Source organism: Planomonospora sp. ID91781 (assembly GCF_015711595.1).
Lineage (GTDB): Bacteria > Actinomycetota > Actinomycetes > Streptosporangiales > Streptosporangiaceae > Planomonospora > Planomonospora parontospora.
The window spans coordinates 974,863-989,506 of sequence record NZ_JABTEY010000002.1; the positions used below are offsets into that span (position 1 = coordinate 974,863).

16 protein-coding genes are annotated in these 14,644 nt (G+C 73.1%); 3 read left to right on the forward strand and 13 right to left on the reverse strand.

Translation table 11 applies throughout. The features are described from left to right. Window positions 1–95 precede the first annotated feature (95 nt). Complete coding sequence (locus tag HS048_RS23665; RefSeq protein WP_196468718.1) at window positions 96–782, reverse strand: (2Fe-2S)-binding protein; 687 nt, start codon at window positions 780–782, stop codon at window positions 96–98. Window positions 783–927: 145 nt separating this feature from the next. Next, the gene (locus HS048_RS23670) at window positions 928–1,749 is read right to left on the reverse strand and encodes an SAM-dependent methyltransferase (protein WP_307832611.1); all 822 of its coding nucleotides are present in this window, start codon (window positions 1,747–1,749) and stop codon (window positions 928–930) included. A gap of 9 nt (window positions 1,750–1,758) precedes the next feature. On the opposite strand from HS048_RS23670, the gene HS048_RS23675 reads away from it, so the two are divergent. After that, the gene (locus HS048_RS23675; protein ID WP_196468719.1) at window positions 1,759–3,159 is read left to right on the forward strand and encodes an MFS transporter; all 1,401 of its coding nucleotides are present in this window, start codon (window positions 1,759–1,761) and stop codon (window positions 3,157–3,159) included. Between the two features lie 259 nt (window positions 3,160–3,418). Here HS048_RS23675 and HS048_RS23680 read toward each other — a convergent pair whose 3' ends face one another. Beyond that, a complete protein-coding gene (locus HS048_RS23680; protein ID WP_196468720.1) occupies window positions 3,419–4,051 on the reverse strand; it encodes a TetR/AcrR family transcriptional regulator in 633 nt (210 codons plus the stop codon). Between the two features lie 162 nt (window positions 4,052–4,213). Here HS048_RS23680 and HS048_RS23685 point away from each other — a divergent pair, with 162 nt between their 5' ends. After that, a complete protein-coding gene (locus HS048_RS23685; RefSeq protein WP_196468721.1) occupies window positions 4,214–5,032 on the forward strand; it encodes a DUF4386 family protein in 819 nt (272 codons plus the stop codon). Between the two features lie 194 nt (window positions 5,033–5,226). Here HS048_RS23685 and HS048_RS23690 read toward each other — a convergent pair whose 3' ends face one another. The 9 genes from HS048_RS23690 to HS048_RS23730 all read right to left on the reverse strand — a co-directional run bounded on the left by HS048_RS23690 (window position 5,227) and on the right by HS048_RS23730 (window position 13,053). Further along, the gene (locus HS048_RS23690) at window positions 5,227–5,394 is read right to left on the reverse strand and encodes a hypothetical protein (protein ID WP_189236313.1); all 168 of its coding nucleotides are present in this window, start codon (window positions 5,392–5,394) and stop codon (window positions 5,227–5,229) included. 179 nt (window positions 5,395–5,573) lie between these two features. Further along, window positions 5,574–8,303: an RNA helicase gene (locus tag HS048_RS23695; protein ID WP_068899425.1), complete on the reverse strand. Its 2,730-nt coding sequence runs from the start codon at window positions 8,301–8,303 to the stop codon at window positions 5,574–5,576. Window positions 8,304–8,419: 116 nt separating this feature from the next. After that, complete coding sequence (locus tag HS048_RS23700) at window positions 8,420–9,298, reverse strand: diacylglycerol kinase (RefSeq protein ID WP_196468722.1); 879 nt, start codon at window positions 9,296–9,298, stop codon at window positions 8,420–8,422. Between the two features lie 17 nt (window positions 9,299–9,315). Continuing rightward, window positions 9,316–10,251 (reverse strand): twin-arginine translocase subunit TatC, encoded by a 936-nt coding sequence (tatC, locus tag HS048_RS23705; RefSeq protein ID WP_084008612.1) that lies wholly within the window; start codon window positions 10,249–10,251, stop codon window positions 9,316–9,318. A gap of 54 nt (window positions 10,252–10,305) precedes the next feature. Further along, window positions 10,306–10,629 (reverse strand): Sec-independent protein translocase subunit TatA, encoded by a 324-nt coding sequence (tatA, locus tag HS048_RS23710; protein WP_068899421.1) that lies wholly within the window; start codon window positions 10,627–10,629, stop codon window positions 10,306–10,308. Window positions 10,630–10,694: 65 nt separating this feature from the next. Next, window positions 10,695–10,883 carry a hypothetical protein gene (locus HS048_RS23715; RefSeq protein ID WP_068899419.1) on the reverse strand — a complete coding sequence of 63 codons (189 nt, stop codon included), beginning with the start codon at window positions 10,881–10,883 and terminating at the stop codon, window positions 10,695–10,697. Between the two features lie 105 nt (window positions 10,884–10,988). Beyond that, on the reverse strand, window positions 10,989–11,948 hold the full coding sequence (locus HS048_RS23720; RefSeq protein ID WP_068899417.1) for a YafY family protein: 960 nt from the start codon (window positions 11,946–11,948) through the stop codon (window positions 10,989–10,991). Next, the gene (locus HS048_RS23725; RefSeq protein ID WP_157237488.1) at window positions 11,945–12,097 is read right to left on the reverse strand and encodes a hypothetical protein; all 153 of its coding nucleotides are present in this window, start codon (window positions 12,095–12,097) and stop codon (window positions 11,945–11,947) included. Before HS048_RS23725 ends, HS048_RS23720 begins: the two co-directional genes overlap by 4 nt. Next, entirely contained in the window at window positions 12,094–13,053 is a 960-nt protein-coding gene (locus HS048_RS23730; protein WP_068899415.1) for a YafY family protein, read from the reverse strand. Before HS048_RS23730 ends, HS048_RS23725 begins: the two co-directional genes overlap by 4 nt. Window positions 13,054–13,094: 41 nt before the next feature. Between HS048_RS23730 and HS048_RS23735 the strand changes: the two genes are divergently transcribed. Further along, window positions 13,095–14,162 (forward strand): DUF3866 family protein, encoded by a 1,068-nt coding sequence (locus HS048_RS23735; RefSeq protein WP_068899413.1) that lies wholly within the window; start codon window positions 13,095–13,097, stop codon window positions 14,160–14,162. Here HS048_RS23735 and HS048_RS23740 read toward each other — a convergent pair. Then, window positions 14,108–14,638 carry a DUF3291 domain-containing protein gene (locus HS048_RS23740; RefSeq protein WP_068899411.1) on the reverse strand — a complete coding sequence of 177 codons (531 nt, stop codon included), beginning with the start codon at window positions 14,636–14,638 and terminating at the stop codon, window positions 14,108–14,110. The genes HS048_RS23735 and HS048_RS23740 overlap by 55 nt on opposite strands. Between the last annotated feature and the right edge of the window lie 6 nt (window positions 14,639–14,644).

Sequence of the window (14,644 nt, forward strand, 5' to 3'; positions counted from 1 at the left end):
GACCTGAGCCGGCCGGCGGATCTGCTCGTCGTGGTCGAGGGCGGGTGCTTTCCGGGAGCTCCCGCAGCAGCGGTCCCGGCACACGGTGATCCTTTTCACGTATTCCTTCCCCGGGCGGACCGGTGGCCCAGCACGCAGTCACCACATGTGCCGCCTCCGGGCACCCGGTAGTAGAGGCAGCAGTTGCGCCGGAGGTAGAACGGTTGCCCGGCGAACATCCCCTGACCGCGCAGATGTCCCATGGCCAGCAGCTCACGCCCCAGCGCCAGGGCTGCCGCAGTGCGCTGTGGCCGGTGCCGGGTCAGAGCCTGGATGCTCCCGGCGAGTGCCGAGGCGGCGTTGCCCCACAGGATCGCCGGCGCGATCGAGACGACCCGGCCGACCGTATCCGCGAGCGGTTCCAGAAAGCCCGCCACGACCTCCTGGTGCAGCCGGTCGGCACCGTCTCCGCGGACGGGCAGGAAAGGCCATTCCTGCAGCCGCAACGGCAGCGGTCCGTGCGGCACCGGACGCCAGTGGACCCGTGACGGATCGAAGCCTCCGGCGACATCGTGGAGCACCAGCAGGCCGGCAGGCGGGGACACGAACCGCGCGGCCAATCCCTGGAACAGGATGGAGGCCGCCACTCGGCGATCTTCAGTGCCGAGCCGTTCAGCGACATCGGCGACGCGGGCGGTGATCAGATCGGCGCTCTGGATCAGCTCGGCGACGGGCCGCCATTCCTGCCCAACGGGCCCCTCATCGAGGGCGAAGTAGCCTCCCAGAGCGTCCAGTTCACGCACGCGCGGGCACGCAGGCACGGACGCCCGTCCTCTCTCGGGGAGATCCGCCCCGGCTGGTGAGCAGGAGGCTCACCCCCGAAGCATGGTGATACGGACCGTTACCGCGTCGCGACCCTGGCAGGGTCTGGCCGGGTGAGGCGGGTGGTCATCCGCCGACATGCCCGACCGCGCCGAGGAAGTAGTCGCCGATGCCCAGGTAGGGGACCACCGTGCCCGGCTCCGGCCGCCATTCCGGCAGGTTCACCAGGCCGGGCTCGACCAGGGAGACACCGTCGAGCAGACGGGCGATCTCCGTGCCGGTCCGCGCCACGAACGGGGAGGATGATCGCCGGTAGACGTCCGTGACGCCCTCGGCGGCCTCCGGGCGGGCATCGATCGCGACGTGCGACAGGGCCAGGTAGCTGCCGGACGGCAGCGCCTCCCGCAGTTCGGCGACGATGCGCTCCGGCTTCTCCTCGTCGGGGATGAAGTGCAGGATCGCCAGCAGCAGGACCGCGACCGGCCGCCCGAAGTCGATCGCCGCCCGGACCTCGGGGTGCTCCAGGATCTCGCGGGGGCGGCGCACGTCGCCCTCGACGATGGACACGTTCTCGTGCTTGCCGAGGATCGCCCGGCCGTGCACCAGGACCGTGGTGTCGTTGTCGACGTAGACGACGCGGGCGTCAGGGGCGGCGACCTGGTGGACGTTGTTCTGCGTGGGCAGCCCGGCGCCGATGTCGATGAACTGGCGGATGCCCCGCCGGGTGAGGAAGTCCACGGCGCGGCCGAGGAAGGCGCGGTTGGCCCGGACGCTGTGGCGGATCTCCGGGACGAACGACAGCGCCTTCTCCGCGGCCTCGCGGTCGGCGGGGAAGTTGTCCTTGCCGCCCAGGTAGTAGTCGTACATCCGAGCGGCGTTGGGGACGTGCGTCTGGATGCCGGGAGGCGTCTGGTCGGTCACGGGCCGCTCCACGATCACGGTGTTCACGGAAATACCGTGATCATAGTCACCGAACCTCTGGAGAAGCGGCCGGACGGCTGGCAAGATCACGCCATGGTCGTCTCCCCCTCGCGCCGCCTCCTCGGCCTGCGCCTCGCCGACGGCGTCACCCGGGGCAACATGCGGGCCTGCCTGTCCATGGCGTTCGCCTCGACCATGGTCATCTCCTTCCTCCCGGCCGCGCAGCCGTACATCCTGAGCGGAGTCCTCGGCGTTCCCGCCTACGACCAGGGAAAAGCCGTCGGCCTGCTCGGCGTCGCCGCGGAGATCGCGATGATCGCCAGCCTGGCCTGGTACGGGGCTCTCGCCGACCGGTACGGCAGGCGCCCCATCGCGGTGGCGGGTTTCGTCCTGTGCGCGCTCGGCACCGCGCTGTTCCCCTTCGCCGACTCCACCGCCGTGCTCGTCGCGCTCCGGGTCGTCTTCGCCCTCGGTGTCGCCGCCCTCAACGGGATGCTCTCCACGGTCGCCGCCGACTACGTCCGCGACGGCTCCCGCGGCCGGTCCTACGGGTTCGTGGGGCTGTTCAGCGGGCTCGGCGCCATGGTGGCGGTGCTCGCCCTGGTGCGGCTGCCCCAGATCCTGGAGAGCGGCGGCACCGCCCCGGTCACCGCCGCCCGCCTGTCGTTCCTGGCCATCGCCGCGGCCGTGCTGGCGGTCGGCGCGCTGATGTGGTTCACCCTGTCGAGGACGCGGGTCGCCCCCGCCGCCGAGCGGGTCCCGCTGGCCCGGCTGATCGCCGAAGGCGTCGCCCTCGCCCGCGACCCCGGCATCGCCCTGTCGTACGCCGCGGCGTTCGTCGCCCGCGCCGACCTGGCCGTGGTCGCCGGGTTCATGTCCCTGTGGGTGACCGAGCACGCTCTCGCCGAGGGCGGCCTGTCCGGCGCCGAGGCGCTCGCCCGCGCCGGGGCCGTGGTCGGCGTCGCCCAGACCGTGGCCATGCTCGGCGCCCCCCTCGTCGGCTGGCTCGGCGACCGGATGCGCCGCCAGGACGTGGTGATCCTCGCCCAGGCCCTCGCCGCTGTCGCCTACCTGTCCACCTTGCTGGTCGCCGACCCGCTCGGCTCCGGCATGATGGTCGTCGCCGTGCTCATCGGCCTGGGCGAGATCGCCGTGATCACCACCGCGGGGCCGCTCCTGGCCCAGCAGGCACCCGCCGCCGTGCGCGGCTCGGCCTACGGTGTGCAGACCCTCTGCGGGGCGGTCGGCATCCTGGTCGTCTCCGGTCTCGGCGGCCACCTCTACGACGCGTGGCGTCCCGCCGCGCCGTTCGTGGTCGCGGGCGTGGCCGGGCTGCTGGTCGTCGCCTTCGGCCTGCTGGTACGGCGCCGCGTCACGCCCCTCGGGGAACCGCCCGCCCCACGACAGGCTCCCGCCCTCCGCCCGGCACCGCCGTGATCGAGGCGGTGCCTTCCAGCGCGCCGCGTACGGAGGACCCCTCGCCCTCCGGGAACATCTGCATCGGCGGATTCGTCGACCGTTGTCCGACCGACGGCGTCCTGTCCGCCTCTCAGAACCGCAAGCGAACCTATGAATATAGTGCCGACTGCCCCCGAAACCGCCCCGGGCCGCACGTACCCAACCGGCCTGCACCGATTCGGGGATCATCGCAGGGCGCCCGCCCCCTGGCCCGCGGGTCGACCGGGTCGGCGGCGGGTCAGCGTCCGGCGGGGCCGGGGCGGATGAGCCCGTCAAGGACCCGGTCCAGCCCCCAGCGGAACTGGCCGGTGCCGATGTAGGCGGCGATCGTGTCGGCGCCGGCGGCCGTGCGGGGGTACCGGTCGGCCGGCAGGGCGGCGAACCCGGCTCGCCGGGCGGCGATTCGCTCCGCCTCCGGGGGGGCCGGCCGGGCCGGGTCCAGTTCGGCCGCCTCCAGTGCGATCGCGCCCAGAATGTACACGATGAGGACATAGCCCGCATGGATCGCGACGTCGTCATCGAGCCCGGCCTCGGCGAGCAGGGCGAACAGGCGCTCGCCCAACAGCAGCGCCTGCGGGCCGTCCATCGGCGCCCCGAGCAGCAACGCGGCGGCGCCTGGGTGGGCGAGCAGGCGGGTGCGCAGGCCGAGCGCGAGCTCGTGCACGCGCTCCCGCCACGGGCGCCCGACGTCGGCCAGCACCTCGGCGTCGTGCTCGCCGATCAGCCGGTCGACCAGCGTGCGCAGCACCGCCGCCTTGTCGGGGAAGTAGGTGTACAGGGCGTTGGGCGCCACGCCCAATTCGGCCGCGATGCCCCGGATCGAGACGGCCTCGGCCCCCCGCTCGTCCAGCAGCCGCAGCGCCGCCGTCACGATCACCTCCTCGGAGAGGATACGCCGGGGCCCCGGCCGGCGCCGGGGCGCTGATGCCCGCTGATCGGATTCCATGTCGCCTCCCATTGACGGAGATACTGTACGTCGTGCAAAGTCTGTACGGTGTACAAATTATACGGCGTACAGACTTTGGAGGCCCGTATGAACTCCGCGACCCGTGCCCCCGCGACGGTCACCCGCACGGCCCGCACCCGCACGGCGATCCTGCTCATCGTCGGGGCGGTCGTGGTCAACGCCGCGTTCGCCCTGCTCGGGACGGCGTTCGACTACCCGGACGTGCTCCAGTACCCGGCCGAGGAGGTGCTGCGCCGCTTCCACGCCGACCGGGCGCGGATCACCGGGCTGTTCCTCCTGCTGGCGACGGGCGCTGCGCTGCTCGCCCCGATCGCGGTGCGGATCGCCCGGCTGGCCGGCGCGGGCCTACTGCCCCGAACCTCCGCCGCGGTCGGGGTGGCCGCCGCCGCGGTGCAAGTGGTGGGGCTGCTGCGCTGGCCGCTGCTGGTGCCGCCCCTGGCCACCACCGCGGCCGATCCCGGTGCCACCGCCGCCGCCCGAGCGGCGGCGGTCGATCGTTTCCACACCCTGCACACCGTGCTCGGCCAGATCGTGGGGGAGGCGTTCGGGTACCTGCTCACCGCCGCCTGGACGGTGCTGATCGTGGTGGCGCTGCGCCGCGGCGGCGCCGGGCGTCCCGCGCCCCACCGCTTCGTCCTCGGCCGGTTCTCGGCGGGACTGGCGCTGCTCTCCGTCCCGCTGATCCTGACCGGGCTGCTGGTGCCCCTCGGAGCGCCTGGCGCCGATCTGGCGAACTTCATCGGGTACGTGGCCTGGAGCCTGTGGCTGGTGGTGTTCGGGGTCGGCCTGCTGCGCGACTCCAGGCGGCAGGCCGGATGGTTACCGGCCGTGGAGGCTGTCGCCACATCGCATGAGAACTCGCCGCTTCTCTCGCCAGATCACTGAGAATTCGTCAGGGCAGCCGAGAGGCCACATCCGGCACGATGACACGCACCCCCCGACCGGCCCGAGGACGCCGGGGGGCCGCCATCAGACCACCGGAATCCCCGGGCGACCTCCTGAACCGAAGGACGGCCGAAGCCGCGCCCGGGGGCACGGGCGCGGCCTCGGAGCCGCGGGAGCGGCGCTGCGGGTGCCGACTACCTCTTCAGGCTCCAGCCCGCGCCGACGCCCATCAGGTGCAGCGCGACGCACAGGAGTCCGGCGGTGCCGAGCGTGGTGACGGTGACGACGCTGCCGACGGCGACACCGGCGATCTCGAAGATGAGGGCGAGCAGGAACAGCAGTGCGGCGGCGAGGGCGAACATCCCTACCTCCTGGGGGGCGGGCCAACAGGTTCCTGTATGGGGATCTCCGGTGGGATCCCTCTGAAAACGGACCCCGGGGTTACGTTGCGCGCACCGGCCGTCACAAGGTATTGACCGGGCGGTCAGCCAACCGGCGGGTGGGTGCCGATCGGCCCGCGCGAGGCGGGCGGGGACGCCGGTCAGCCGACGGAGGAGTACGCCACCACGCCGCGCCGGAGCGCGTCCATCGCCTTGCCCGCACTCTTCCTGACCCTGCTGTCCCGGGGCGCCGCGTCGGAGACCTGGCCGAGCAGGTCCAGCAGCTGCTTGGTCCAGCGCACGAAGTCGCCCGCGGCCAGCTCCGAGCCGTTGATCCCGTCGCCGAGCACGGCGTCCAGGGTGTGCCCCTTGGCCCAGCGGAAGGCCGCCCAGGCGAAGCCGAAGTCGGGCTCGCGGATGAACGCCAGGCCGTGGTCGCTCTCGATCGCCTCCAGGTCCCCCCAGAGCCGGATCATCTCCGCCATCGCCTGCTGCGCGCCGCCCGCGGGGATGCGGGGCTGGCGGGCCTCGTCGGCCTGCCGGGACTCGAACACCAGCGACGACACACACGCGGCCAGCTCGGCCGGGTCGAGCTCGTCCCAGATCCCGGCCCGCAGGCACTCGGCGGTGAGCAGGTCCAGCTCGGTGTAGAGCTGGGCCAGGCGGCGGCCCTCGGCGGTGACGTCCTCCCCGTCGAGGTAGCCGAGCCGGTCGAGCACCCCGCAGACCCGGTCGAAGGTGCGGGCGATGACGTGCGAGCGGCCCTCGACCCGGCGGCGCAGGCCCTCGGTCTCGCGCAGCAGCTTGTGGTAGCGCTCGGCCCAGCGGGCGTGGTCCTCCCGCTCGTCGCAGCCGTGGCAGGGGTGCTGCCGGATCTCCCGCCGCAGGCGGAGGATCTCCTCGTCCTCACCGGCGTGGTCGCGGGCCCGGTCGGGCCTGCCCAGGTCGAGGTGGCCGATCTTGGCGTGCATGGAGGAGACGAGGTTGGCGCGCTCCTTCGGGGAGCGGGCGTTGAAGTTCTTCGGGATGCGCAGGTGCTCGACCGGCTCCACCGGGACCGGGAAGTCGGCTGCCGACAGCTTCTTGACCTGCTTGCCGATGGTCAGCACCAGCGGGGACGGCCCCTCGCCCCGGGAGTTGAGGCCCGGGTCCAGCACGACGGCCAGGCCCGCGCGGCGGCCGCCCGGCACCCGGATGATGTCGCCGGGCCGTAGCGCCTCCAGCGAGCGCACCGCCTGCAGGCGGCGGGCGGCGCCGCGCTGGCGCGACAGCTCCGACTCGCGGTCCGACAGCGCCCTGCGCATCGCGGCGTACTCGGTGAAGTCGCCCAGATGGCAGGTCATCGCCTCGCGGTAGCCCGCCAGCGCCTCCTCGTGGCGGCGCAGTTGCTTGGCGATGCCGACCACCGCGCGGTCCGCCTGGAACTGCGCGAAGGAGGACTCCAGCAGCGACCGGGCGCGCTCCCGGCCGACCTGGCCGACGAGGTTGACCGCCATGTTGTAGGAGGGGCGGAAGCTGGAGCGCAGCGGGTAGGTGCGGGTGCTGGCCAGCCCGGCGACGTGCAACGGGTCCGTGCCCGGCTGCCAGTGGACCACCGCGTGGCCCTCCACGTCGATGCCGCGCCGCCCGGCCCGCCCGGTCAGCTGGGTGTACTCCCCCGGGGTGAGGTCGGCGTGGGTCTCGCCGTTCCACTTGTCGAGCTTCTCGATCACCACGGAGCGGGCGGGCATGTTGATGCCCAGTGCGAGGGTCTCGGTGGCGAACACCGCCTTGACCAGGTTGCGGGTGAACAGCTCCTCCACGACCTCCTTGAAGGTGGGGAGCATGCCCGCGTGGTGGGCGGCCAGGCCTCGCTCCAGGCAGTCGCGCCACTCCAGGAAGCCGAGCACGGCCAGGTCCTCGTCGGGCAGGTGCGCGGTGCGCTCGTCGACGATCTGCCGGATCTCGTGGCGCTCGGCCTCGGTGGTGAGCCGGAGTCCGGCGAACACGCACTGCTGGACCGCGGCGTCGCAGCCGGCCCGGGAGAAGATGAAGGTGATCGCGGGCAGCAGGCCCTCGGCGTCGAGCCGCTCGATGGCCTCCGCCCGGTTGGGCGGTCCCGGTCTGCGCGGGCGGGAGTAGCCGCGGCGGCCCCTGCCGTACGCCTGGCGCTCCTCGTCGCGGGACAGGCGCAGCAGGTCGGGGTTGACCAGCGGCCGCCCGCCGTTCTCCTCGGTGACGAACAGGTCGTAGATGCGGTGGCCGACGAGCATGTGCTGCCAGAGCGGGACCGGGCGGTGCTCGTCGACGATGACGGAGGTGTCGCCGCGGACGGTGCCCATCCACTCGCCGAACTCCTCGGCGTTGCTGACCGTGGCCGACAGGGCGACCAGCCGCACCGACTCGGGCAGGTGGATGATCACCTCTTCCCAGACCGCGCCGCGGAACCGGTCGGCCAGGTAGTGCACCTCGTCCATGACCACGAAGCCGAGCCCGGCCAGGGTGCCCGACCCGGCGTAGAGCATGTTGCGCAGCACCTCGGTCGTCATGATGACGATCGGGGCCTCGCCGTTGACGCTGTTGTCGCCGGTGAGCAGGCCGACCTTGGCGGCGCCGTACCGCTTGACCAGGTCGTTGTACTTCTGGTTGGACAGGGCCTTGATGGGGGTGGTGTAGAAGCACTTGCGGCCCTGCGCCAGGGCCAGGTGGACGGCGAACTCGCCCACCACGGTCTTGCCCGATCCGGTGGGGGCGGCCACGAGGACTCCGTCGCCCGCCTCCAGCGCGCGGCAGGCGTCCAGCTGGAACTCGTCCAGCTCGAAGTCGTACAGACCGCGGAACGAGGTCAGGGCCGGTCCGCTCTCGGTCTGGCTCTGACGGAAGGCGGCGTAGCGTTCCGCAGGGGTCGTCATAATCTTCAGCCTACCGATATCGCAATTCCGGTCCGCCCTCCGCCGGGGACGGCCTGCGCCCCGGCCGCCGGGCCCGCCCCGCCGCGCCGGGCCATCGGGGCACCGGCGCACCCGCCCTACGGCACCAGCACGCGCAGCGCGCCGGGGACGGCCTCGCAGACGAGGGGGACCGGGCCGATCCGCTCGCCGTCGGCGTAGGCGACCACCCCGGGGGCCTCCAGCGCCACCCGGCGGGCCCGCCTGATCGTGACGGCGGGATGGTCGACGTGGGTGCCCCGGTAGACGCTGGGGAAGGCGCGCAGGAACCTGCTCTTGGGCACGGCGCCGAGGATCGTCACGTCCAGCAGGCCGTCGTCGGGGAGCGCGCCGGGGCAGACCTTCATCCCGGCGCCGTAGGAGCGGGTGTTGCCGACCGCGACCAGCATGGCCTCGACCTCGACGACCTCTCCGTCCAGCTCGATCCTGAACGGGATGGGCGTGAAGTCGCGCAGCTCCTCCACCAGCGCGACGAGGTACTTGGCCATGCCGGGCGGCCAGGTGAGCCGGTTGGCCCGCTCGTTGACGCGGGAGTCGAAACCGCAGCAGAGCACGCCGGCGAACCAGTGGTCCTCGCCGATCCTGACGGCGTCGACCGTGCGGACCCGGCCGCCGAGCACGACATCGGCGGCGGCGAGCGCGTCCTTGGCGGGCAGGCCGAGGGCGGTGGCGATGTCGTTGCCGGTCCCGGCGGGGATGACGCCCAGCGGCACGTCGGTCCCGGCCACCGCCTGCACGGCGAGGTGGACCAGGCCGTCCCCGCCGAAGGCCACCAGCGCGTCCGGGCCCTCGGCCACGGCGGTGCACGCGCGCTCCAGCGCGTCCTCGGCGGAGTCGCCGAGGATCACCGAGACCTCCGCGCCGGTCCGCCGGAGGCGGTCCAGGACGGGCGCGAGCAGGCCGCGCGAGCGGCCGCCGCGGGCGGCGGGGTTGACGAGTACGGCGATCTCTCCGGGCACGAACCGGAACTTATCGCCTATTTGGCGGAATCAGTATCGGTCGTTCTCGAATCGAGAGCAGAATCGTCGTCCCCGAGCGGGGCGGCCCTCTCCACCGGGGAGTCGTCGGCGGCGAGCGGCGACGCCTCGTCGTCGGACAGGTGCGAGAAGTCGTCCCCGCCCGCGGCCCTGCGCTCCCGCAGGAACATGACCCCCTCGGCGAGGGCGAACAGGATCACCATCGGCAGCGCCAGCGCGATCATCGTGAACGGGTCGCCGCCCGGGGTGGCGATCGCCCCGAAGACGAACATCAGGAAGATGACCATGCGGCGGTGCTTTGCCACCGTGGCCCGCGGCAGCACGCCGATGACGTTGAGGAAGACCATCAGCAGCGGCAGCTCGAAGGAGACGCCGAAGACGATGAGGAGCACCAGGGCGTATCCGAGGTACTCGTCGAGGGTGATGGTCGGGATCGCGTTCTCCGGCGCGAAGCCGAGCAGGATGGCCAGGCCGGTGTCCATCACGAAGTAGGCCAGGGCCGCGCCTGCGAGGAAGAGCGGGACCGCCATCCCCAGGAAGGCCAGCGAGTAGCGCTTCTCGTTGCGGTACAGGCCCGGCGTCACGAAGGCCCAGATCTGGTAGAGCCAGATCGGGGACGTGACGACCAGCCCGAACATCGCGGCGACCTTGAGGTTCACGAAGAAGGACTCGAAGACGCCGAGGACGAGGAAGGTGCACTCGCCGCGCAGCTGATGCGACTGCTGGAGGCTGCAGTAGGGCGCGGAGACGAAGTTCCAGACCGGGTCGAAGAAGACGAACCCGAGGATGATGCCGGCGACCAGCCCCAGCAGCGCGACGACCAGGCGGTTGCGCAGCTCGCGCAGGTGCTCCATGAGCGGCATGCGCCCGTCCGCCGCCTCCTCGGACGGCACGGACCCGTTACGGCCCGGCTTGGGCCACTTCAGCAGTGCCATTCGCGAATCCCGGTCCGAGGAGTGAGGTGTTCAGGAAGGAGGACGGCGTGCAGCCTACTGCTGCTTGGGAGCCCCCGACTGGGCGCGCAGCCGGGCCGCCTGCTCCTCCAGGGCGCGGGCCTGCTCCTCGGCCGTCGGCGCGGCGGCCGGAGCCGGCGTGGCGATCTGCTGCGGGGCCGGGGCGACGGGCTGCGCCTGCACCACCGTGGCGGTCGGCGCGGCGGTCTCGTCGTCCTCGCGGAGCTTGGAGGTCTCCGCCTTGAAAATGCGCAGCGACCGGCCGAGCCCGCGAGCGGCCTCGGGGAGCTTCTTGGCACCGAACAGCAGCACCAGGATCAACCCGATGATGATCAGCTCAGTGGGTCCCAGGTTGGGCATGACACATCCTTAAGCCGAGCGACGTGCAGTCTCTGTGCCGATCGTACGCTGCCCGGGGCGCAGACTCATCCCTCCGTGCCCCGGTCCTCGTCCGGCCGTCCGCCGGAGGAGTCCCGGACGGCCTCCAGCCGCCGCCGCGTCCGGTCCACCTCCCGGCCCAGCTCACGGGTGGCGAGCAGCACCCGGGCCCCCATCAGGCCCAGGACCGCCACTCCCGCGAAGCCCAGTCCGACCGCGGCGAGGATCCAGCTCATGTCACCGGATCCTAACCGCCTGTCCGCCGTACGTCCGCCACCGATTCAGGAGGCCGACCCCTGACCGCGTGCCCGCCGTACGTCCGCCGCCTGTCCGCCACCGGTTCAGCGGACCGACTCGTAGCGCGCCAGCGCCGCCGTGGCCGCGGCCCGCACGCTCTCGGCGAGCGAAGCCGGGGAGACGACCCGGCCGGTGCCGCCCAGGCGCAGCGCCAGCCGGAGCAGCCAGCTCTGGTCGCGGGCCCGCAGGGCCACCCGCAGGCGGCCCTCGCCGAGTTCCTCGACGCTCTCGCACGGGTAGTACTCGGCCACCCAGCGGCCCGCCGCGGTCAGCTCCAGCTCCACCAGCTCGTCGGTGGGCGAGGGGCGGAACACCCCGGGCGTCACCTCGTCGGGCACCGCGTCGGCGGGCGGGTCGGCGGCCACGTCCAGCAGGTCCACGTCGAGCATGCGGTCCAGCCGGAACAGGCGCACCGCCTCGGCCCGGTAGCACCAGCCCGACAGGTAGGAGCGGCCGTCCACCACGACCAGCCGCATCGGGTCGACCTCACGCGGGGTGATCTCGTCGCGGCCCGGCACGTAGTAGCGGAGCGAGAGCCGCCTGCGGCGGCGCAGCGCCTCGTTGACGGCCGGCAGCGCGTCGGGCGTGGCGTCCACCTCGACGGCGACCTGGCTGCTGACCGCGGCGGCGCCCTCCCCCGCGGCCTGCTCGAACTTGGCAATGACCCGGGCCAGCGCGTCGCGCTCGCCGAACTCCGGCATCTCGGCGAGCATGCGCAGCGCCACCAGCAGCGCGCTGGCCTCGTCCACGCCCAGGCGGAGCGGGCGGGCGATGGTCTCGGCGTTGTCGATGACGATCTCACCGCCGTCCCAGGAGACGTCGATCAGGTCGCCGGGGGTGTGGCCGGGCAGCCCGCACATCCACACCAGCTGCAGGTCGTCGATGAGCTGCTTCTCGGTCAGCCCGAAGACCTTCGCGACCTCGGGCACCTCCGCCCCGGGGTGGGACATCAGGTAGGGCACGAGGGCCAGCAGCCTCGGCAACCGGTCGGCCGTCCCGCTCACTGGTGCACCATCCCCTCGTCGGTGGCCGGAAGGGCGCCGGCGCACCCGGGGCGCCGCCGGGTCGCCTCTCCCCGCTCGCCGTACGGGCGGCCCGCGGGGGCCGCCCCGCTCACCGTGCCCGCCGTACCGGGTCCAGTCCGGACGATCATGCCAGCGCTCCCTTCAGGCGGCAGATGACGGCCTCGCGGGCGTCGGGCGGCCCGACCACCTCGGCGTCGGCGGCGAACCCGGCGACCCAGCCGGCCAGCCTCTCGGGGTCGGTGAAGTCGACCTCCAGCTCGTCCCAGCCCTCGCCGGCGGGCCGTACGGCCTTCGCCACCTGGCGCAGGCCCTGGCAGGCGCCCTCGCGGGCCCTGATGACCGCGGTGCGCGGGGTCAGGGGCCCGTCGTCGCGGTAGCCCACCATCGACTTGATGTCGACGCCCTCGGGGACCGTCACGGTGCCGGGGCGGCCGGCCGGGACCACCGGCCCGGTGATCCGGCTGAGCCGGAAGACCCGGGGGGCGTCGCGGTCGCGGTCGTGGCCGACGACGTACCACCGGCCGCGGCGGCTGACCACGCCCCACGGCTCGACGGTCCGGGTCAGCACGCTCTCCCCGGCCGCGACGCGGTAAGGGAAGCGGACCGGGCGCCGGTCGCGCACGGCCTCCCACAATGCCGGGAAGGCCGGGTCGCTGGTGTCGACCCGCAGCTCCAGCGCGCCGCCGAGCATGCCGCCGGTCTCGTCGGTCTCCACTCCCCCGGCGCGCAGCTTCAGCAGCGCCCCGCTGGCCGCCTCGGCCAGGCTGGCCCGCTGCCACACCCGGGCCGCCAGGCCCACGACGGCGGCCTCGTCGGGCTCCAGGGTGATCTCGGGCAGCTCGTAGGCCTGCCGGACGATCCGGTAGCCCGGATCCTCCTCCCAGGGGTCCTTCTGGACCTCGATCGGGATGCCGATCTCGCGCAGTTCGTTCTTGTCGCGCTCGAACATCCGCTGGAAGGCCTCGTCGTTGGCCGAGTCGTAGCCGGGCACGGCCTGGCGGATGTGCTCGGCGCTCAGCGGCCGCCGCGTGGCGAGCAGGCAGATCACGAGGTTCAGCAGCCGCTCGGTCTTCCGGCGTGACATCCGGCCTCCCTCCCTGTTCAAATGACGCTACCCTTCCCCGCGTGATCAGATGGCGCAGGGGCGAGGTCGTACGGATCCGGCGCGAGTGGCCGGGGGCGGTGGAGCTGGACGTCGCCACCGAGGAGGGCCAGGCGCGCGCACTCGCCTATCCCGCCCTCGTGGGACGCCCCGAGCCCGGCGACGCGGTCCTGCTCAACACGACCGCGCTCGCGATGGGTCTCGGTACGGGAGGTTACGCCATGGTGGTGGCGCTTCCCGACCGTTTGCCGGAAGATCCACACGGACCGGGACATCTGGTGAAGGCACGCTACACCCCGCTGCAGGCCACCGTGCCCGGCGCCGACGAGCAGGGCTCCCCGCACCACGAGGTCCTGCGCGAGGCCGATTCCCTGGACGGGATGCCGGTGGTCGTCGCCGACCTGCACTCGGCCCTCCCGGCGGTCCTGTGCGGCCTGTACGGCTCCCGCCCCGGCGTCCGGGTCGCCTACGTGATGCTCGACGGGGGCGCGCTGCCCGCCTGGTTCTCCATGTCGTGCGCGCGGCTGCGGGAGGTCGGCTGGCTGTGCGGGACGGTGACCACGGGCCAGTCCTTCGGCGGGGACGTGGAGGCGGTGACGGTGCACACCGGCCTGCTGGCGGCCCGGCACGTCCTGTCGGCCGACGTCGCGGTCGTCACCCAGGGGCCGGGCAACCTGGGCGGCGGGACCCGGTGGGGCTTCTCCGGCGTCTCGGCCGGGGAGGCGGTCAACGCCGCCGCGGTCCTGGCGGGCCGCCCGGTCGCGGCGCTGCGGGTGAGCGAGGGCGACCCCCGCGAGCGGCACCTCGGCCTCTCGCACCACTCGCTGACCGCCTACGGGCGGGTCGCCCTGGCCCCCGCCCGGGTGGCGCTGCCCGAGCTGCCGGGCGGGTTCGGCGCCCGGGTGGCCGAGCAGGCCCGGCCGCTGGGCGAGCGGCACGAGCTGGTGCCCGTGCCCGTGGACGGGCTGCACGAGGCGCTGGAGGCGTCGCCGGTGCGGCTGTCCACCATGGGGCGGGGGCTGGAGGAGGACCGGGCCTACTTCCTGGCCTCGGCCGCCGCGGGCAGGCTGGCGGCCTCGCTGCTGCCGTAGGAGCCCGCGCCGCCGGGGCCCTCGCCGTCACCGGCCGCCCCGCCGTCGTGGAAGTCCCTGAACGTGAAGGCCCGCGGGCCGGGGCCCTCGCGCCGGAGCAGTTCCAGCCGCTCCATCCCCTCCGCCAGCGAGGGGATGTGCCCTTCGGGGATCCACCACATCACCGAGTACGGCTCCGCCATGCTCAGAAACCACTCCCGGCGCCGCTGCAGCACCGGCAGGTGGGCGCTGCGGTAGACGAAGTTCCACAGCGCCTCGCGCGACTCCCAGACGGAGAAGTTGATCACCAGGTCGTCGCCGTAGTCGTGCTGGACCGTGGCCTGCGGGTCGTCCTCGCTCTCCTTGAGCCGCCAGACGAAGCCGGGGGACTCGTCGGAGATCTTGTTGACCGGTTCGAGGAGCGCGACGAAATCAGCGATCTCGGGCGAGTCCAGGGGCGCGCGGAGGCGAGCGACGTTCAACTGTGCCAGATGCATGACCTC